Origin of the sequence: Burkholderia sp. SJZ089, from assembly GCF_007828315.1 — a bacterium.
In the GTDB taxonomy this organism is placed as follows: domain Bacteria; phylum Pseudomonadota; class Gammaproteobacteria; order Burkholderiales; family Burkholderiaceae; genus Burkholderia; species Burkholderia gladioli.
In genome coordinates, this window is sequence record NZ_VIUM01000002.1 from 185,050 (window position 1) to 204,075 (window position 19,026).

14 protein-coding genes and 1 pseudogene are annotated in these 19,026 nt (G+C 66.9%); 6 read left to right on the forward strand and 9 right to left on the reverse strand.

All coding sequences use genetic code 11. The features are described 5' to 3' along the window. Nucleotides 1-44: 44 nt before the first annotated feature. The 4 genes from FB600_RS03910 to FB600_RS03925 form a co-directional block, all read right to left on the reverse strand. Nucleotides 45-527 (reverse strand): MarR family winged helix-turn-helix transcriptional regulator, encoded by a 483-nt coding sequence (locus FB600_RS03910; protein WP_096750193.1) that lies wholly within the window; start codon nt 525-527, stop codon nt 45-47. Beyond that, nucleotides 524-970, reverse strand: coding sequence for a MarR family winged helix-turn-helix transcriptional regulator (locus FB600_RS03915; protein ID WP_098181572.1), 447 nt, complete (start codon nt 968-970; stop codon nt 524-526). The genes FB600_RS03910 and FB600_RS03915 overlap by 4 nt, the downstream gene beginning before the upstream one ends. Before the next feature lie 181 nt (nt 971-1,151). After that, nucleotides 1,152-2,066 carry a LysR family transcriptional regulator gene (locus tag FB600_RS03920; protein WP_096750191.1) on the reverse strand — a complete coding sequence of 305 codons (915 nt, stop codon included), beginning with the start codon at nt 2,064-2,066 and terminating at the stop codon, nt 1,152-1,154. A gap of 411 nt (nt 2,067-2,477) precedes the next feature. Next, nucleotides 2,478-3,251, reverse strand: a complete 774-nt coding sequence (locus FB600_RS03925) for an SDR family oxidoreductase (RefSeq protein WP_145756281.1) — start codon at nt 3,249-3,251, stop codon at nt 2,478-2,480. A gap of 267 nt (nt 3,252-3,518) precedes the next feature. Between FB600_RS03925 and FB600_RS03930 the strand changes: the two genes are divergently transcribed. The 4 genes and pseudogenes from FB600_RS03930 to FB600_RS03945 all read left to right on the forward strand — a co-directional run bounded on the left by FB600_RS03930 (nt 3,519) and on the right by FB600_RS03945 (nt 10,127). Beyond that, nucleotides 3,519-4,841 carry an AraC family transcriptional regulator gene (locus FB600_RS03930; RefSeq protein WP_145756282.1) on the forward strand — a complete coding sequence of 441 codons (1,323 nt, stop codon included), beginning with the start codon at nt 3,519-3,521 and terminating at the stop codon, nt 4,839-4,841. Between the two features lie 393 nt (nt 4,842-5,234). Then, nucleotides 5,235-5,915 (forward strand): annotated as a pseudogene (locus FB600_RS03935) (lytic polysaccharide monooxygenase); the annotation flags it as partial. Between the two features lie 780 nt (nt 5,916-6,695). After that, nucleotides 6,696-8,381 carry an aspartate-alanine antiporter gene (aspT, locus tag FB600_RS03940; protein WP_098181569.1) on the forward strand — a complete coding sequence of 562 codons (1,686 nt, stop codon included), beginning with the start codon at nt 6,696-6,698 and terminating at the stop codon, nt 8,379-8,381. A gap of 93 nt (nt 8,382-8,474) precedes the next feature. Next, nucleotides 8,475-10,127 carry a bifunctional aspartate transaminase/aspartate 4-decarboxylase gene (locus FB600_RS03945; protein WP_145756283.1) on the forward strand — a complete coding sequence of 551 codons (1,653 nt, stop codon included), beginning with the start codon at nt 8,475-8,477 and terminating at the stop codon, nt 10,125-10,127. Nucleotides 10,128-10,258: 131 nt separating this feature from the next. On the opposite strand, the gene FB600_RS03950 is transcribed toward FB600_RS03945, so the two are convergent. Both FB600_RS03950 and FB600_RS03955 read right to left on the reverse strand, forming a co-directional pair. After that, on the reverse strand, nt 10,259-10,843 hold the full coding sequence (locus FB600_RS03950) for a single-stranded DNA-binding protein (RefSeq protein ID WP_096750185.1): 585 nt from the start codon (nt 10,841-10,843) through the stop codon (nt 10,259-10,261). A 79-nt stretch (nt 10,844-10,922) separates the two neighbouring features. Then, a complete protein-coding gene (locus tag FB600_RS03955; protein ID WP_025096987.1) occupies nt 10,923-12,110 on the reverse strand; it encodes an MFS transporter in 1,188 nt (395 codons plus the stop codon). A gap of 230 nt (nt 12,111-12,340) precedes the next feature. Between FB600_RS03955 and uvrA the strand changes: the two genes are divergently transcribed. Further along, a complete protein-coding gene (gene uvrA, locus FB600_RS03960) occupies nt 12,341-15,214 on the forward strand; it encodes an excinuclease ABC subunit UvrA (protein ID WP_013699395.1) in 2,874 nt (957 codons plus the stop codon). A gap of 202 nt (nt 15,215-15,416) precedes the next feature. Further along, a complete protein-coding gene (locus tag FB600_RS03965) occupies nt 15,417-16,505 on the forward strand; it encodes an AI-2E family transporter (protein ID WP_017918290.1) in 1,089 nt (362 codons plus the stop codon). Between the two features lie 30 nt (nt 16,506-16,535). Here FB600_RS03965 and purU read toward each other — a convergent pair whose 3' ends face one another. The 3 genes from purU to FB600_RS03980 all read right to left on the reverse strand — a co-directional run bounded on the left by purU (nt 16,536) and on the right by FB600_RS03980 (nt 18,979). After that, nucleotides 16,536-17,417: a formyltetrahydrofolate deformylase gene (purU, locus tag FB600_RS03970; protein ID WP_013699397.1), complete on the reverse strand. Its 882-nt coding sequence runs from the start codon at nt 17,415-17,417 to the stop codon at nt 16,536-16,538. Nucleotides 17,418-17,495: 78 nt separating this feature from the next. Further along, the gene (locus FB600_RS03975) at nt 17,496-18,356 is read right to left on the reverse strand and encodes an NUDIX hydrolase (protein ID WP_145756284.1); all 861 of its coding nucleotides are present in this window, start codon (nt 18,354-18,356) and stop codon (nt 17,496-17,498) included. Between the two features lie 8 nt (nt 18,357-18,364). Further along, nucleotides 18,365-18,979, reverse strand: a complete 615-nt coding sequence (locus FB600_RS03980; RefSeq protein ID WP_096750183.1) for a LysE family translocator — start codon at nt 18,977-18,979, stop codon at nt 18,365-18,367. Nucleotides 18,980-19,026: the final 47 nt, after the last annotated feature.

The following is a 19,026-nucleotide window of genomic DNA, read 5'->3' on the forward strand; positions in this document are numbered from 1 at the left end:
TCAAAAGACAATAAGCGCGCCCGAAACCGCCCCGCGCGCCGAACTCAGCCGCCATTCGCGAGAATCCGCTTCAGCATCCGGACCAGCGCCTCGGCTTCCTCCGCGACCAGCCCGTCGAGGCCCTCGTCGCGCACCGCCTCGAACAGCGCCGGCATGGCCGCCGCGAGCTCGCAGCCCGCCGCGGTGAGCGCCAGCCGCACCACCCGGCGATCCTCCAGCGCGCGCACCCGCTGCAACAGCCCGCGCGACTCGACGCGATCGAGCACGCGCGTGATCGCGCTGGCATCGACGCAGCATTCGCGCGCGAGATCGGCCGCGGTCTCGCAATGGCCGGCCGCCAGCAGGAACAGCACCTTGCCCTGCACGCCCGTCACGCCAAGCTCGGCCAGCGCGCGATGGGTGATCCGCTGCGTCATCCGCGCGTGCGTCTGCGTCAGCAGGTAGCCGAGGCTCGCGCCATGCTCGTCGCTGGGCACCGTCAGCGCCTGCGCGGGCAGGTGCAGCGGCTTGCCGGGCGCGCCGCTCATGCCGGCGCGCCGTCCGGCGCGAACTCGCGTGCCAGCTCGGCCAGCGCCTGGTCGAGCGCCTGCGCGCGCGGCGCGCCGAAGCGGCCCTCGAAGGCGGCCTGCGCGGCATGCCAGTGCCGCATCGCCTCCGCCAGGCGGCACTGGCCGGCCGGCGTCAAGGTGAAACGCTGCCGCCGGCCGCCGCCTTCGTCCTGCGTCTGCAACACCAGCGCCTCGCGCAGCAAGGGCTTGAGCGTGCGCACCAGGGTCGTGCGATCGGTCGAGGTGGCGCGCGCCAGCTCAAGCATGGTCGCGCTGGCCTGCGCGCTCAGGAAACGCAGAATGCTGAATTGCGACGGCGTCACGCCGGCTTGCGACAGATACAACTCGTAGAACCGGGAGACATGACGCGCGGCCTGGCGAATCGCAAAACAGTGGTCCGTATCGGGGGGCTCTCTGTGCATGCGCACAGACTAGAGATGGAGGGCCGGGTCATCAACGCCGCCAGACGCAACCCATTATCACTGTCACGACAAGAATCGACGCGACAAGGATTTTAAGCGTCTGCCGGGAATGCCGAGGCGCAGCCGGCGAAATGAGAATGAAAGGATAAGTCGGCGCGGGCGCGCGCCTGGGCGAGCCGGCTCAGCGCGGCACCGGTGCGTTCGCGCTTTCGAAGAAGCCGACCGTGTGCTCGATGAAGCTGCGCACCTTGGCCGGCAGCAGGGTGCGGGAGCTGTAAGCCAGGCGGATCTCGGCGCCCATGTCGACCAGCGGAAAATCGGGCAGCACCGAGACCAGTTGCCCGCTCTCCAGATATTCCTCGACCACCGAGGTCGGCAGCATGCCGAGCCCGAAGCCCTTCAGAACCAAGCCGAGATTGAAGGGCGCGTTGTTCGACTCGATCTCGTAGCGAAACGGCACCGTGAGCGCTTCCCCGTCGACGCGAAAGCGCATTTCGGGCTTGCGGATCGAGGTCGAGAAGGCCACCACCATGTGGTCGGCGATCTGCGAGGGATGCGTGGGCGTGCCGGCGCGCGCCAGGTACTCGGGCGAACTCACCAGCTCGAACGGGATCATCTCCATCAGCCGCGTGACCACCGTGTCCGAGGTCAGCATGAAGGGCAGCAGCAGGCCGATGTCGTAGCCTTCGGCCACCAGGTCGACGGGGCGCTCGGCCAGCGTCACGTCGATGCTGACCTTCGGATACTTGCGCTTGTAGCTGGCGATCAGCGGCAGCAGGCGATGGGTGGTGGCGGTGGCATGCGAGATCACGCGCAGCACGCCGCTGGGTTCGCGCGCCTGGGTCGAGGCGCCCTCTTCGAGCGCGTCGAGATCCGCGATCACGCGCACGCAGCCTTCGTAGAACTGCTCGGCGGCTTCGGTCAGCGAGATCTGCCGCGTGGTGCGATGGAACAGGCGCACGCCGAGCCGCTTCTCCAGCGATGCGACCGCGCGCGAGACGACCGGCGTGGACAGGCCCAGCATGTCGGCCGCACGCGTGAAGCCTCGGGCTTCGACGACCGAACAGAAGATACGCAAGCTATCGATATATTCCATGACGACTTTTCCGGGTAGCGTGCGCGATTCGACACGGATGGCGCGGGATGGCCGCGCGGCCGCCACATCGCCGTCGGTCGGGTTTCGCTCGTGGCGAAACGCATCGTCGATTGCGGCGACGAGGAACCGTACGAAAAGGAGGGCGGCGGCGGTATTTTATCGTGTCCGATGGGAGCTCGCCGGGCTTGGCGGCACTGCTTCATCGCGCGATCGAGTGTAACGTCGTGAAGACGTGACTCGCGTGCGAATATTGTGAATCGTCTGGCGAATCACGCACGCGCGACGCGGGCCGATCGAGCCGCGGACGATGCGCGGGAGCGGCGCGGAGGATGCGGCAAGAGGCGGCAATGGCCCGGCGGCGGCGCGCGGGCCACGCCGAAGCAGGCGGCCAGGCCGCCTGCCCGAGCGCACTTACTTGGTGGTGTAGCCGCCGTTGATCAGGATCGTCTGCCCCGTGATCCACCAGCCATCGCTGACCAGATGCCGGATGAAGGGCACCACGTCCTCGATGTCGGTCAGGCCCGTCTTCGAGAACGGCGAGAGCGCCGCCGCCGTGCGGTGATAGGCGACCGCGTCGGCACCTTCGGCGGGATAGAAGAACGGCGTATCCATCGGGCCGGGGCCCACCGCCGTGACCGAGATGCCGCGTGCGCCGAACTCCTTGGCCGCCGCGCGCGTGAAGTGCTCGACCGGCGCCTTGGTGCCTGCGTAGGCCGCGTAGAACGGCGTGAAGGCGCCGAGCAGCGAGGTCACCAGGGTGCAGACCTTGCCGTTGTCGCGCACATGCTTGCCCGCTTCGCGCAGGAACAGGAAAGCCGTCTTGGCGTTGACCGCCGCCATCTCGTCGTACTCGGCCTCGCTGATTTCCGTGAATGCTTTCTTCAGCACCTTGCCGACCGTGTTGATCGCGATGTCGGGCTGGCCGATCGCCGCGACGGTATCGGCGAACAGCTTCTCGACCGCCGCGCCGGTGGTCAGGTCGGCCTGGAAGGCGACCGCCTCGGCACCGGCCGCGCGGATCGCGGCGACGGTCTCGTCGGCCGCCGCGCGCGAGCTCGCGCTGTTGTAGTGGATCGCCACCGCCCGCGCGCCCTGTTCGGCCAGGTCGCGCGCGATCAGCCCGCCCAGGTTCTTCGCGCCGCCGGCGATCAGTGCCGTCTTGCCCTTGATTCCGTGATCCGCCATCGCTGTTCTCCTCGTGTCCGCAAGGTTCGGGGTCCGGATCAATACCGGGCGCGCCGCGGGACGCGCCGCGCCGGCCGGACCCAGCCGGACCCGCCAGTATAGGAATGAATCGTGGCGGGATTTGTCGGGAATTTCACGCCGGAATCCGATAACACTGCGGTCGTGGCGCGGCGACGCCGATCTCACCATGCTTGACATTCGTTCGTGCCATTTGCGACTAGCATCGCGCGAAGCGTGGTCGTCCCCCCACGCCGCACGAGGCATACGATGCAGCCAGCTCCTGTCGAACACCATCGATTCCAGAGCGCCGACCCCGACGAAGTCTCGGCATTCATCCGTCAAATCTACGCGGACAACCGCTTCGCCGCGCATCGCGCCGGCGCGCGCGAGATCAGCATCGCCGGGCAGGCCTGGAACGGCATCAGCATCTGCGACGTCGACTACGACATCCCGTTTCGCTTCGATTCCGAACTGGCACGACCGAATTACCTGATCCTGTCCTGCACGCGCGGCGGCGCACGTTATTCGCGCGGGCGCCTTGCCACCGATTGCGCGCCCGGCGACGTGATCCCCATCTCGTCGACCGGCAATTCCACCTGCATCGCGCACGACGACGGGCTCGCGCATCTGTCGGTCCATGTCGATGCCGGGCAGTTGAACCGCTTTGCCGCGCAATGGCTGGGCGAGCCGCTCGACGCCCCCATCCTGTTCGACCTGAAACCGCTGCGTGCCGATGTTGCCGCGCAATGGAACCTCGCCGCCGGCTGCCTACGGCAGATGCTGCTCATGGCGCCTGTGCCCGAGGCCGCCGCGCAGGGAATCGTCGAGCACATGATGAAGATGCTGCTCGAGGGCCAGCCTCACGGACATCGCCAGCGCTTCACCAACCCGCATCCCGCCGACGAGACGCTGGCGCGCAGCGCCATCGACCTGATCCGCGCCGATCCACTGCGCTGGAAGTCGATCACCACCCTCGCCCACGCGCTCGGCTGCGCGACCGGCATGCTCGAACACGCGATCCGTCGCCATGCCGGCAGGACCTCGGCCGAGCTGCTCGTCGAGGCGCGGCTCGACCGGCTGCATCGCGCCCTGCTCTCGGCCGGCGGCGCCCAGGGTTTCGTCGAAACCCTGCGCGAACATGGCTTCGCCATCTCGAACCGCTTCCTGCTGGCCTATGAGCGGCGTTTCGGCGAGGCGCCGAGTTCGACCTGGCGGCGCAATCCCAACCGGCCGCTCGATGCGACACGCGTCGACGCGGGCACGCGCGATCTGTGCGAAGCCAGCATCGATCGCTACATCGATGCCAACCTCTCGCGTCCGATCGGCGTCGGCGATCTCGCGGGGCTGGTCGGGCTCAGCGAATACGACACGATCGAGGCCTTCAAGGCCGCCTTCTCGCGCACGCCGAAGCAATACCTGATCGAGCGGCGGCTGGCGCACGCGCGGGCCATGCTGCGCGACGGCTCGGCGACCATCCTCGCGATCGCGATGGCCTGCGGCTTCGGCACCCAGAGCCACCTGACCGCGACCATGCGCATGCATTTCGGCGAAACGCCGGGCCAGATCCGCAAGCGCGGCACCGGGGCATGATCGAGGGCGGGAATATCGCCTTCGATCTCGCTCGAAAAACAAAAAGAAAATCGCGGAAAAATATCCTGGTTCATTGACGAGAAATCGCCATTCTCAATGGCTCAATAGGAGCCACGTCAACGATCTTCGGGTTTATGAACCAAAGTCAAAATCCCGGATAAATTCATTCCAGCAACAACGCTTTCATATCGCGATCAAAAGCTTGCATCGCGTAATGTTGTTGTGCATATTCCCGAAAGGCGTGCAGGCCGCGTCAAGGCCGTCGATTGACGTCGACACGGCTTCTCACTACGCACTCCTGATCAAAAACACGAATAATTTCCGAGAGAATCCATCATGTCGATCCAATTGTTTTCCAAGCAAGCGAAACACGCCAGATTGGCCCGGATGTTTGCACTGCTGCCGATCTGCGCGGCCGCGCTCACGGCCGGCGTGCAGGAAGCCAGCGCGCACGGCGCGATCGGTACGCCGATCGCGCGTCAGTATCAATGCCGGCTCGAGGGCGGCTACTGGGATCCGGCCGACGGCAGCGGCATCGCGCATACCGATTGTCGCGCCGCCTACCAGAACGGTGGCAACTCGGCCTATCCATTCACGCAGTGGAACGAGTTCTCGGCCAACCCGATCGGCCAGGGCGACGACCTGGAGAAGCTGCAGCAAGCCGTGCCCGACGGCCTGCTCTGCGCGGGCGGCGACAAGAAGAAATCCGGCATCGACGTGCCGGCCGTGGCCTGGCGCAAGACCCGCGTGACGCCGGTGGGCGGCAAGATCGACGTGACCTGGGAAAACACCCAGAGCCACACGCCGTCGGTGATGCGCATCTACCTGAGCAAGCCCGGCTACAACCCGCAACAGCCGCTGCGCTGGGCCGATCTCGACAAGATCTACGACGCGCCGGCACCGGCTCCGCAGCCGGCCAACGGCGGCGGCCACCTGCCCGGCACCGTCACCTCGTTCTACAAGCTGAGCGTGCCGCTGCCGGCCGGACGCACCGGCGACGCCGTGCTGTACAGCTACTGGCAGCGCCGCGATGCGGGCAACGAGGGTTTCTTCAACTGCAGCGACATCACCATCCTGCCGGGGCGCTGAGCCGCGTCGCCGCTCGCCCGTCCCTGGAGCGGCTTCGAAAACGCCAAGCGGGCGGCAGCTGGCCATCGCGCTCGCCGGCCGACAATCCTGATCGGCGGGCAAGCGCTGCACCGCTGCCCGTAACGCCTCGCGCCCGGCAATCCATGCCGATGTCGGGCGCATGTCCCGTCGAACGACACATTCCACCACGACAGACACCGGCTCGCGAGCCGGCAAGCGCCTCACCCTCTCGCGGCTTCACGCCGACAGGACGGCGATCAAGCCTTCGCCGCCTCGAAGGTTGACAACTCAATTTGCCGGCGATCATTATCTCGAAAAATACCGGCGCAAGAGGCGATGCATCGCCCGGACCGGGCATGACTGCACGAGGCATGGTCGTATGGTTCGGCCATGAGGTACGCAGCGGGAATCAGGGCCGTCCCGATCGAGATACGCCTGCTCGACAGGCACGAACGGATCGTCGTCGGCGAGCGGGAAGGTCGCTCGTCCCGGCGCAACCGCTCATGGATTGTGGCGGAAGGTTGTTCGGCATTGCCGTGAAATCGCCTTTCCTATCGAGCCATTGTTCATCCGTGACCAGCACCGTACCGCCTGCCCGCCTCCTGCCGCTGACGACCGCCAGCGAGCCATCCCTCCGGAACTTGAACGCGGGCATCGCTACGGCATCCTCATCATTACCCAAGCCCCACCATACGATCGTCGTCACGCTCCGTAACGGCCCGCCGAGGCCGACGGAGCATTCTCTCCATTTCGCACGAGGACACGATGAACTGGATTCACGACATCCTTCAGAAGTCCCCCGATATCGCGCTGTTCCTGTCGCTGGCGGCCGGCTACTTCATCGGCCAGATCAACTTCGGCAAATTCCAGCTCGGCGGCGTCGGCGGCTCGCTGCTCGCGGCCGTGGTGATCAGCCAGGCCGGCGTGACCATCGACGACGGCGTGAAGACCGTGATGTTCGCGGTCTTCATCTATGCCGTCGGGTATGACTCGGGTCCCGGCTTCTTCAATTCCCTGAATCGCAATTCGCTGCGCGAGATCGCCATGGCGGTGTTCCTGGCCGTCTCCGCGCTGGTCACGGTGATCGTCTGCGCGAAGCTGTTCCACCTGAACAAGGGACTCGCGGCAGGCCTCGCGGGCGGCGCGCTGACCCAGTCGGCCATCATCGGCACGGCCGGCGACGCGATCGCCAGGCTCGGCCTGCCGGCCGACCAGGTCAAGTCGATGCAGGCCGATGTCGCCATCGCCTACGCGGTCACCTATGTGTTCGGCTCGCTCGGCGCCATCATCGTCTGCGTGAACGTGCTGCCGAAGTTCATGGGCCAGGGGCTGCGCGAGGCCGCGCTCGATGCCGAGCAGGCGCTGGCCGGCGGCAGGTCCGCGCCTGCCGCGGGACAGGTCGCCGTGCTGCCGGAACTGATCGGGCGCATGTATCGCGTGCGCGGCGGCGCCGGACGCACCGTGAAGGAGATCGAGGTCGCGCACCAGGACTTCCTGACGATCGAGAAGATCCGGCGTGCCGGCAAGGCCGTCGAGCCGCGCCCCGACGTGATGCTGCGGGCCGACGACGTGGTGCTGCTGGTCGGCCGTCGCGAAGGCATCATCGATGCGGCCGCCACCATCGGCGACGAACTGCCCGGCGGCGACGGCTTCGGCGCGGTGATGCAGACTCGCCAGGCCGTGTTCACGCGCAAGGGCATGAACCACACGACGATCGCGGCGGTACGCGCCAATGTTGATCGCGACCTGCGCCACGGCGTGTTCATCCAGGGCGTGACGCGCGCGGGCCAGCCGCTGCCGATCCTGCCCGAGACCGAGCTGATGCACGGCGACGTGGTGACCTTCTACGGATCGCCGCAGGACACCAGGCGGGCTGCCGACGAAACCGGCTATGAACTGCCCTATACGAACAAGACCGACTTCATCTACATGGGCGTCGGGCTGGTGGTCGGGCTGCTGCTCGGACTGATCGTGGTGAACCTGGCGGGCATACCACTCACGCTGGGCTCCGGCGGCGGCTGCCTGCTCGCCGGCCTGCTGTTCGGCTGGATGCGCGGCAAGCATCCGATGTACGGCGTGATGCACTCGGCCGCCTCGCGGCTGCTGCAGGACTTCGGGCTCGCCGTGTTCGTCGCCGTGGTCGGCCTGAACTCCGGGCTGCAGGCGGTGGCCACGGTCAAGCAGAGCGGCGTGACGATCTTCCTGCTCGGCGTGTTCGTCACCCTGTTCCCCTTGATCCTGACCATGCTGTTCGGCCGCTACGTGCTGCGCTACCGCAACGCGGCGATCCTGGCCGGCGCGCTGAGCGGCTCGCGCAGCGCCAATCCCGCCTTCGGCGGCGTGCTCGACAAGGCCGAGAGCGCCGTGCCGACCGTGCCGTTCGCGATCACCTATGCGATCGCCAACGTGCTGCTGACCCTGCTGGGACCGCTGGTCGTCGGCCTGGTCTGAGCGACGACGCGTCGATTTCCGTTTTCCACTGTGCCGGCGGCAACGGCCACCAGAGGGCGTGCCCAGGCAGTCACCTAGGATGGAGTCCGTATCATGGCGAGACGCAGGAACAAGCAGCACGACCGGGCCAAATTCGCGGCGCTCAGCCCGTTCGAGCTGAAGGACGAACTGATCAAGGCGGCCGGCGGCGCGGCGGTGGCACGCCCAGCCAACGCGACCATGCTCAATGCCGGGCGCGGCAACCCGAACTTCCTCGCCACCATCCCGCGCCATGGCTTCTGGCAGCTCGGCCTGTTCGCGATGCGCGAGGCCGAGCGCTCGTTCGCCTACATGCCGGAAGGCATCGGCGGCTTTCCCAAGCACGAGGGCATCGTCGAGCGCTTCGAGCTGTTCCTGCGCGAGGAAAAGGACAAGCCCGGCATCGGCTTCCTGCGCGGCGCCGTGTCCTACGTGCGCGACCAGCTCGGCCTGTCGGCCGGCGATTTCCTCTACGAGATGTGCGAGGGCATCCTCGGCGCCAACTACCCGGTGCCGGATCGCATGCTGACGCTGTCCGAGCGGATAGTCGGCCAGTACCTGCGCCGCGAGATGATCGGCAAGCATCCCTTCGTCGGCGAGTTCGACGTGTTCGCGGTCGAGGGCGGCACCGCCGCGATGACCTACATCTTCAACACCATGCGCGAGAACCGGCTGATCCAGCCGGGCGACACGATCGCGCTGGGCATGCCGATCTTCACGCCCTACATCGAGATCCCCAAGCTCAACGACTACCAGCTGAACGTCGTCAACCTGAACGCCTCGGTCGAGAGCAACTGGCAGTACTCGAACGAGGAGCTCGACAAGCTGCGCGACCCGAAGGTCAAGGCCTTCTTCCTGGTCAATCCGAGCAACCCGCCCTCGGTGAAGATCAGCGACGAGAGCCTGCGCTATATCGCCGGGATCGTCGAGGAGCGTCCCGACCTGGTGCTGCTGACCGACGACGTCTACGGCACCTTCGCCGACGATTTCGTCTCCCTGTTCGCGCTCGCGCCGAAGAACACCATCCTGGTCTATTCGTACTCCAAGTATTTCGGCGCGACGGGCTGGCGCCTGGGCACCATCGCGACGCATCGCGACAACGTGCTCGACCGCCTGATCGGCGAGCTGCCGAAGGCGGTGAAGCGCGAGCTGCATGCGCGCTACGAGTCGATCACCACCGACCCCGACTCGCTGAAGTTCATCGATCGCCTGGTAGCCGACAGCCGCACCGTGGCGCTCAATCACACGGCCGGCCTCTCGACGCCGCAGCAAGTGCAGATGGTGCTCTTCTCGCTGTTCTCGCTGATGGACACGCCCGATGCCTACAAGAACGCGCTCAAGCGGCTGATCCGCAGCCGCAAGCGCGCGCTCTACGAGGAAGTGGGCATCTCGTTCGAGGACGACGATCCGAACCAGGTCGACTACTACACGATCCTCGATCTGGAATTCCTCGGCGAACGTGCCTTCGGACGCGAGTTCGTCGACTGGTTGTTCGAGAACACCGAGCCTTCGGAGCTGCTGTTCCGGCTGGCCAGCGATGCGCGCGTGGTACTGCTGCCGGGCCGCGGATTCGGCACCGCGCATCCCTCGGGGCGCGTGTCGCTGGCGAACCTCAACGAATCGGATTACCGCAAGATCGGCAAGGCGCTGCGCAAGCTGATCGAGGAATACGTCGAGCGCTTCAATGCCGATACGGGCAGGAAGCTCGATACCGAAACCGTGAAGTAAGCGTCGAATCCCCCTTTCGGCCGCGTGCGGCGACGGACTCGCATCGAGGCCCGAAACCGGCTGAACCCATAAACAAGAAACCCCGCTCAAAGGCGGGGTTCATCTCTTCTACCGCTTCCGTTTAAGGAAACTCAAAAGGGAATATCGTCATCCATCTCGTCGAAGCCGCCACCGCTGGCCGGCTGGCTCGGACGGCTGGAACCGCCACCGCTGCGCGCGCCGCCACCGCCCGAGGCACGGCCACCGCCGCCACCGCCGCGCTCCATGTCGCCGCCGCGGCCGCCGCCGTAACCACCACCGCCACCGCCGGAGCCGCCGCCGTAACCACCGCCGCCGCCACCGTAGCCATCGTCACCACCACCACCGCCGCCACCCGCGCCGCCGCGGCCGCCGAGCATCTGCATCTGGTCGGCGACGATTTCCGTCGAATAACGATCCTGGCCGTCCTGGCCTTGCCACTTGCGCGTGCGCAGGCGCCCTTCGATGTACACCGCCGAGCCCTTCTTCAGGTACTCGTTGACGATCTCGGCCAGCCGGCCGAAGAACGCCACGCGGTGCCACTCGGTCACTTCCTTGAATTCGTTGGTGGCCTTGTCCTTGTAACGATCGGTCGTCGCGAGGCGGATGTTCGCCACCGCGTCGCCGCTCGGCAGGTAGCGCACTTCGGGGTCGGCGCCCAGGTTGCCGACGAGAATGACCTTGTTGACGGATGCCATGTATTTCTCCAAAAGATTCGATGCCGGCCGGGCGGAACCGCCGCGGCGGCCGGCCTGAAACAGCAGCGGCGCGGCGCCCTCAGGCCTTGCGCGGCGGCGGCTTCATGCTGGCGGCGATTATAAGCCACACGGCCACCAGGGCCGAGCACGCATAGAACACCTCGTTGGCGCCGCCCGTCTTGAGCAACCAGCCGCCCACCACGCCGCCCAGCGCCAGGCCGATCGACTGCGTGGTGTTGTAGACGCCGGTGGCCGCGCCCTTGCGCGAACCCGGCGCGAGCTTCGATACCAGCGAGGGCTGCGAGGCCTCGAGGATGTTGAAACCGAGGAAGTAGACGAACAGCACGGCCGCGACGATCACAATCGTATGTGGGGTGGAGCCGAGCAGCAATTGGCCGATCAGGATAGCCGCCACGCCGCCGAGCAGCACCGGCTTCATCTTGCCGCGCTTCTCGGCCACGATGATGGCCGGCACCATCGCCACGAAGGACAATCCCATCACCGGCAGGTACACCTGCCAGTGCGAGGCCACCGGCAGGCCGGCATCCACCAGCAGGCGCGGCACCACCAGGAACAGCGCGGTCTGGGTGGCATGCAGCACCAGCACGCCGAAGTTCAGGCGCAGCAGCTCGACGTTGTGCAGCACCTCCGAGAACGGCGCCTTCACGTGCACCGGCTTCGGCGCGTCGGGCACCACCCACAGCACCACGCCGATCGCCAGCAGCGACAGCACGCCGACGATGGTGAACAGGCCGCTCATGCCCACCCAGTGGAACACGATCGGCGCGCCGACGATCGCCACCGCGAACGATACGCCGATCGAGCCGCCCACCATCGCCATCGCCTTGGTGCGGTTCTGCTCCGAGGTCAGGTCGGCGATGAAGGCCAGCACGGCCGAGGATACAGCCCCCATTCCCTGCACGACGCGCCCGACGATGATCCAGGTGATGTCGTGGGCGAAGGCGGCGATGAAGGCGCCCAGCGCGAACACCAGCAGGCCGAAGGCGATCACGGGCTTGCGGCCGAACCGGTCGGAAGCCCAGCCATAGAAGATATAGAGCAGCGATTGCGTGACGCCGTAGGCGCCCAGCGCGATGCCGACCAGCAGGACGTTGTCGCCGCCGGGGATGGTTTTCGCGTAGACCGAAAATACCGGCATGATCATGAACAGCCCCAGCATGCGCAGCGCGAAGATCGCCGCGAGCGAGGTGGTCGCGCGCAGTTCGGGCGCGCTCATGCGAACGGGGGAAGCTGACGGATTGGACATCGGGGGAAGCTTGTCGGTATTGAGCGGCATCCGCCCGGCTTGCGGGCGGCGGGAATCCAGCCGGCTCCGAGCGCCGCCGCCGGCTCGCCGCGAACGCACCGGCAAGGTGCGTCTCACGTGCCCCGAACCCGCTGCGCCGCAGGCGGAATCGCGGCCTGGGGGGCCTGAAACGACGGTCTCGAAAAGCCGTTATAGTAGCAGGTTTGGTTTCCTCCTCTTTCGCCAGGTTCATGGAACAGATCCGTATCCGTGGGGCTCGCACCCACAACCTGAAGAACGTCAATCTCGACCTGCCGCGCCACAAACTGGTCGTCATTACGGGCCTGTCGGGATCCGGCAAATCCTCGCTCGCGTTCGACACCCTTTATGCAGAAGGGCAGCGGCGCTACGTCGAGAGCCTGTCCGCCTACGCGCGGCAGTTCCTCCAACTGATGGAGAAACCCGACGTCGACCTGATCGAGGGGCTCTCCCCGGCGATCTCGATCGAGCAGAAGGCGACCTCGCACAACCCGCGTTCGACCGTCGGCACCGTGACGGAGATCCACGACTACCTGCGACTTTTGTACGCACGTGTCGGCACGCCCTATTGCCCCGACCACGAGATCCCGCTCGAGGCGCAGAGCGTGTCCCAGATGGTGGACGCGGCGCTGGCGCTGCCGGAGGAAACCAAGCTGATGATCCTCGCCCCGGTGGTCGCGAACCGCAAGGGCGAGCATGCCGAGCTGTTCGAGGAGATGCAGGCGCAGGGTTTCGTGCGCTTCCGGGTACGCTCGGGCGGCGGCACGGCCAACGAGGGCGTGGCGAAGATCTACGAGGTCGAGTCGCTGCCCAAGCTGAAGAAGAACGACAAGCACACCATCGACGTGGTGGTGGACCGCCTGAAAGTGCGCGCCGACATGAAGCAGCGCCTGGCGGAATCGTTCGAGACGGCGCTGCGCCTGGCCGACGGCCGCGCCATCGCGCTCGAGATGGACACCGACCAGGAGCACCTGTTCAGCTCGAAGTTCGCCTGCCCGATCTGCTCCTATTCGCTGCAGGAGCTCGAGCCGCGCCTGTTCTCGTTCAACAACCCGATGGGCGCCTGCCCGGAATGCGACGGCCTGGGCCAGATCACCTTCTTCGATCCGAAGCGGGTGGTGGCTCATCCCTCGCTGTCGCTGGCGGCCGGCGCGGTGAAGGGCTGGGACCGGCGCAACCAGTTCTACTTCCAGATGCTGCAGAGCCTGGCGGCGTTCTACGAGTTCGACATCGACGCGGCCTTCGAGGACCTGCCGGAAAAGGTCCGCAAGATCCTGCTCTATGGCTCGGGCAAGCAGACCATCCCCTTTTCCTACATCAACGAGCGCGGCCGCACCTCGATCCGCGAGCACGTGTTCGAGGGGATCATCCCGAACCTGGAGCGCCGCTACCGCGAGACCGATTCGGCCGCGGTGCGCGAGGAACTGGCCAAGTACCAGAACAACCAGCCCTGCCCGTCCTGCGACGGCACGCGCCTGCGCCGCGAGGCGCGCTTCGTGCGCGTGGGCAGCGGCGAGCAGGCGCGCGCCATCTATGAAGTCAGCGGCTGGCCGCTGCGCGACACGCTCGGCTACTTCGACGGCCTGACGCTGGACGGCGCCAAGCGCGAGATCGCCGACAAGGTGATCCAGGAGATCGTCGCGCGGCTCACCTTCCTCAACAACGTCGGCCTCGACTACCTCTCGCTCGAACGCAGCGCCGAAACCCTGTCGGGCGGCGAGGCGCAGCGCATCCGGCTCGCCTCGCAGATCGGCTCGGGCCTGACCGGCGTGATGTACGTGCTCGACGAGCCCTCGATCGGCCTGCACCAGCGCGACAACGACCGCCTGATCGCCACCCTCAAGCACCTGCGCGACCTCGGCAACTCGGTGATCGTGGTCGAGCACGACGAGGACATGATCCGCACCGCCGACTACGTGGTCGACATGGGCCCCGGCGCCGGCGAGCACGGCGGGGTGGTGATCGCCGAGGGCACGCCCAGGCAGGTGCAGGCCAACAGCGCGTCGCTGACGGGCCAGTACCTGGCCGGCAAGAAGATCATCGAGTACCCGGACGAGCGCATCGCGCCGGACGAGGACCGCATGCTGCGGATCGGCGACGCGCACGGCAACAACCTCAAGCACGTCGACCTGGAACTGCCGGTCGGCCTGCTGACCTGCATCACCGGCGTTTCCGGCTCGGGCAAGTCGACCCTGATCAACGACACGCTCTACCAGGCCGTGGCGCGCCACCTGTATGGTTCCTCGGCGGAGCCCGCGCCCTACGAGTCGCTCGAGGGCCTGGAGCACTTCGACAAGGTGATCAACGTCGATCAATCCCCGATCGGCCGCACGCCGCGCTCGAACCCGGCCACCTACACGGGCCTGTTCACGCCGATCCGCGAGCTGTTCGCGGGCGTGCCGTCCTCCAAGGAGCGCGGCTACGATCCGGGCCGTTTCTCGTTCAACGTCAAGGGCGGGCGCTGCGAGTCCTGCCAGGGCGACGGCATGCTGAAGGTCGAGATGCACTTCCTGCCCGACGTCTACGTGCCTTGCGACGTCTGCCACGGCAAGCGCTACAACCGCGAGACGCTGGAGGTACTGTACAAGGGCAAGAACATCAGCGAAGTGCTCGACATGACGGTCGAGCACGCCTACGAGTTCTTCAGCGCGGTGCCGGTGGTGGCGCGCAAGCTCAAGACCCTGCTCGACGTCGGGCTCGGCTACATCCGCCTGGGCCAGTCCGCCACCACGCTGTCGGGCGGCGAGGCGCAGCGCGTCAAGCTCTCGCTGGAGTTGTCCAAGCGCGATACCGGCCGCACCCTCTACATCCTCGACGAGCCGACCACCGGCCTGCACTTCCACGATATCGCCCTGCTGCTGGAGGTGATCCACCGGCTGCGCGACCAAGGCAACACGGTGGTGATCATCGAGCACAATCTCGACGTGATCAAGACGGCCGACTGGGTCATCGACCTCGGCCCGGAAGGCGGCGCCGGCGGCGGCCAGATCATCGCCCAGGGCACGCCCGAGCAGGTCGCCAAGACCAAGGCCAGCTTCACCGGCCGCTATCTCGCGCCGCTGCTCAAGCGAGACAAGAAGAAGTAAGCTACCTCTGCATCCGCCGCGCGATCCGCTCCAGCCGGGTCGCGCCGGCCGGCCCCGCCGCCGCGTGCGGCGCGTTCCGCCCCCGTCACTTGGTACCCGCACCGGCTTTTTCGGTCACCAATCGTTGCTATACTCGCGCGATGCGGGCGACGCGCGCCTGTCCACGAGCGCACGAACCGATCCGCCGGAAACAGGAAACCTCATGGAGAAGCAAACCGAGACGACACGCGACGCCAACCCGTCGCGCGAGCCTCATCTGCGCAGTGTCAGGCTGACCAGCGATTTCAGCCTGCCCAAGCTGTCGGCGATCGAGATCGGCAGCTACCTCCTCGCCGTCGCCGGCCTGCTCCTGGTGCTCCATCTCCATCTGCTGTCCGGCCTGCTGGCCGGGCTGCTCGTCTACCAGCTGGTCCATGCCATCGCTCCCGCCATCGAGCGCCACATGTCGAGCGGGCGCGCGCGCTGGCTGGCGGTGGTGCTGCTCTCGGTGGTGATCGTGGGCGGCCTGGCCGGGCTCACCGCCGCCGTGATCGACCATGTCGAGCACACCGTGCCGAACCTCCAGGGCCTGATGGGCCAGGTCATGCAGCTGGTCGACCAGGCGCGCGGGCGCGTGCCGGGCTGGGTCGCCAACGTGCTGCCGGTGGATGCCGCGCAGATGAAACTGAAGGCCACCGGGCTGATGTCCAAGCACATGGACCAGCTCCAGCAGGGCGGCAAGAGCGCCGCGCGGATCTTCGGCCATGTGCTGTTCGGGATGATCATCGGCGCGATGATCGCGATCGGCGTCGATCGCAACAAGGCGCGCCGCCCGCTCAGCACGGCGCTGCTGGCGCGCGTCGGGGCCTTCGCGGAAGCGTTCCGCCGCATCGTGTTCGCGCAGATCAAGATCTCGGCGATCAACGCCACCTTCACCGCCATCTACCTGCTCGCGGTGCTGCCGGTGGTGCACGTGAAGATGCCGCTCGCCAAGACCCTGGTGCTGGTGACCTTCATCGTCGGGCTGCTGCCGGTGATCGGCAACCTGATCTCGAACACGCTGATCGTGGCAGTATCGCTGTCGGTGGGCGTGGGCACCGCGATCGCCTCGCTGACCTTCCTGATCCTGATCCACAAGCTCGAGTACTTCCTGAACGCGCGCATCATCGGCGGTCAGATCGAGTCGCGGGCCTGGGAATTGCTGCTCGCCATGCTGGTGATGGAAGCGGCCTTCGGCGTGCCGGGCGTGATCGCCGCGCCGATCTTCTATGCCTACATCAAGCGCGAGCTGGCCACGCTGCGCCTGATCTGAGGGCGGCCATCGCGGCCGCCCACCTCACGCTCAACGGAACACGACCGTCTTCGTGCCGTTCAACAGGATGCGATGCTCGACGTGCCATTTCACGGCACGCGCGAGCGTCACGCATTCGACGTCGCGGCCGATCGCGGTGAGCTGCTCCGGCGTCATGCTGTGGTCCACGCGCTCGACTTCCTGCTCGATGATCGGACCTTCGTCGAGGTCGGTCGTCACGTAGTGCGCGGTCGCGCCGATCAGCTTCACGCCGCGGTCGAAGGCCTGGTAGTAGGGCTTGGCGCCCTTGAAGCTGGGCAGGAACGAGTGATGGATGTTGATCGCGCGGCCGGCCAGCTGCTCGCAGAGCTGCGGCGAGAGGATCTGCATGTAGCGCGCCAGCACCACCAGGTCGGTCGCATGCTCGCCGATCACCTCCAGCACGCGCGCTTCCTGCGCGGCCTTGGCCTCGGCCGAGGCGCCCGCGGCCAGCGGAAAGTGGTGGAAGGGCACGTCGTAGCTGGCCGCCAACTGGTAGAAGTCCTTGTGGTTCGAGACGATCGCGGCGATCTCGATCGGCAGCTGGCCGGTGCGATAGCGGAACAGCAGGTCGTTCAGGCAGTGGCCGATCTTCGAGACCAGGATCACCACGCGCGGCTTCTTCAGCGCGTCGTGCATCTCCCAATGCATCGCGAAACGCTCGGCGAGCGGCGCGAATTCGTTGCGCAGCGTGTCGAGCGTCGACTCGGCGTCGCTGTTGGTGGTCTGGTCGAAATGCACGCGCATGAAGAATTCGCCGGTGCGGCTGTCGCCGAACTGGGCCGAATCGACGATGTTGGTATCGCGTTCGAACAGGAAACCCGAGACGGCATGCACGATGCCGTGCTTGTCGGGGCAGGACAGTTTCAGGATAAAGCTATGGTCGGTCGACATGACCGCACCTCCATCATTCCAATCGATTGAATCCGTTCGGCGCTCGCGCGGCAGGCCGGCGAGCGCCGCTTGAAGCGTTCAGGGCGCCGCGCCCGGCGGCGGCGGCGCGAACAGCGCGTCGATGCCGGGTACCGCGCCGGGCGCCAGGGCGCGATGGCGCAGCAGGCTGTCGAGGATCGCCAGGCTCGCGTCCATGGTGGCCTGGCCGGCCTCGAGCCAGCGGATCACCTCGTCGGCGCCGGCCAGCCGGTGCTCGGCCACTTCGCCGTCCTGGTTGCGCGGCACGAAATCGGCCGGCAGCGGCAGGTCGTAGACGAAGATCTGCTCGGCCTGGGTGCCTTCCGGGATCTCGCAGAGCACGTGCACGGTGCGTCCCGCGATCGCGCGCGCGACCAGCGCGGCCGGGATGCCGGCTTCTTCCCAGCACTCCTTGGCGAGCGTGTCCTCGATGCCGAGGCCCCAGCCGATCCCGCCCGCCACCACGTTGTCGAGCATGCCCGGGTCGGTGGCCTTGCTCTCGCTGCGCCGGCCGATCCACATCCGCAGCGGCTGCGCGGCCGCGTATTCTACGATGCCGTTCAGGTGCACCGCGTAGGTCATGGTGCCGAACAAGCGCGAGGCGGCGCGCTCGATATAGGCCAGCGGCGGCGCGTCGAATTCGTTGCGGATCGCGTAGATCTCGTTGCGCCAGCCCGGAATCCGTCCCTCGGCGGCCAGCGCGCCGGTCACGCTGGCCAGCGCCATGCTGCGCGTATCGGGCGTGTCGAGCGTCTCGGCGAGCATCACGCGCCGCGCATCGATCTCGAACACGTCAGGCCAGCGAGCCAGCGCGGCGACGTCGCCGCGCCGAATCCAGCCGACCTGCTGGCCGGCGATCACGAAGGGCAGATGGGCGCCGGCATCGAAGCGGCGCGCGGCGGCAAGGCAGGGGAAGCGCATCGCCGGCCTCAGTCCTTGAGCGCGATGCGCAGGCCCAGGCCGATGAAGGTCGCGCCCGCCAGCCGGTCCAGCCAGACGCCGGCGCGCGGCCGGCGCTTGAGCCAGGCGCCCAGCACGCCCGCGCCGAGGCCGAAGATCGAGAACACCACGGCCGACTGCAGCATGAACAGCGCGCCGAGCTCCAACATCTGCAGCGAAACCGCCTGGCCGCCGTGCACGTCGACGAACTGCGGCAGGAACACCACGAAGAACAGCGTCACCTTGGGATTCAGCATGTTGCCGATCACGCTCTGGCGGAAGATCGTGGCGAGCGGCTGCGGGGCACGCGTGTCGGCGGTGGCCAGCCCCTGGCTGCGCAGCGCCTTGATGCCGATCCAGATCAGGTAGGCGGCGCCCGCGAACTTCAGGATATGGAAGGCCACCGGCGAGGAGCGCAGCAGCGCGGCCACGCCGAAGGCAGCCAGCGTGGTGTGGAACAGCACCCCGGCCGAAAAGCCGAGCGCGGCCACCAGGCCCGCGGCGCGGCCCTGCGAGATGCCGCGCGCGAGCACCTGGAGGTTGTCGGGACCGGGCGCGACCGTGATCGCGATCGAGGCGGCGAGGAACAGCAGGAAGTTCGGCATGACGAGGGCTCGCTGGAACGAGGGGAAAAAACGCATCGACGACGCAT

Bases quoted from the DNA above. Each gene is read 5' to 3' on its own strand.
- FB600_RS03910 (WP_096750193.1), bottom strand. From the start codon at position 527: ATGAGCGGCGCGCCCGGCAAGCCGCTGCACCTGCCCGCGCAGGCGCTG.
- FB600_RS03915 (WP_098181572.1), bottom strand. From the start codon at position 970: ATGCACAGAGAGCCCCCCGATACGGACCACTGTTTTGCGATTCGCCAG.
- FB600_RS03920 (WP_096750191.1), bottom strand. From the start codon at position 2,066: ATGGAATATATCGATAGCTTGCGTATCTTCTGTTCGGTCGTCGAAGCC.
- FB600_RS03925 (WP_145756281.1), bottom strand. From the start codon at position 3,251: ATGGCGGATCACGGAATCAAGGGCAAGACGGCACTGATCGCCGGCGGC.
- FB600_RS03930 (WP_145756282.1), top strand. From the start codon at position 3,519: ATGCAGCCAGCTCCTGTCGAACACCATCGATTCCAGAGCGCCGACCCC.
- aspT (WP_098181569.1), top strand. From the start codon at position 6,696: ATGAACTGGATTCACGACATCCTTCAGAAGTCCCCCGATATCGCGCTG.
- FB600_RS03945 (WP_145756283.1), top strand. From the start codon at position 8,475: ATGGCGAGACGCAGGAACAAGCAGCACGACCGGGCCAAATTCGCGGCG.
- FB600_RS03950 (WP_096750185.1), bottom strand. From the start codon at position 10,843: ATGGCATCCGTCAACAAGGTCATTCTCGTCGGCAACCTGGGCGCCGAC.
- FB600_RS03955 (WP_025096987.1), bottom strand. From the start codon at position 12,110: ATGTCCAATCCGTCAGCTTCCCCCGTTCGCATGAGCGCGCCCGAACTG.
- uvrA (WP_013699395.1), top strand. From the start codon at position 12,341: ATGGAACAGATCCGTATCCGTGGGGCTCGCACCCACAACCTGAAGAAC.
- FB600_RS03965 (WP_017918290.1), top strand. From the start codon at position 15,417: ATGGAGAAGCAAACCGAGACGACACGCGACGCCAACCCGTCGCGCGAG.
- purU (WP_013699397.1), bottom strand. From the start codon at position 17,417: ATGTCGACCGACCATAGCTTTATCCTGAAACTGTCCTGCCCCGACAAG.
- FB600_RS03975 (WP_145756284.1), bottom strand. From the start codon at position 18,356: ATGCGCTTCCCCTGCCTTGCCGCCGCGCGCCGCTTCGATGCCGGCGCC.
- FB600_RS03980 (WP_096750183.1), bottom strand. From the start codon at position 18,979: ATGCCGAACTTCCTGCTGTTCCTCGCCGCCTCGATCGCGATCACGGTC.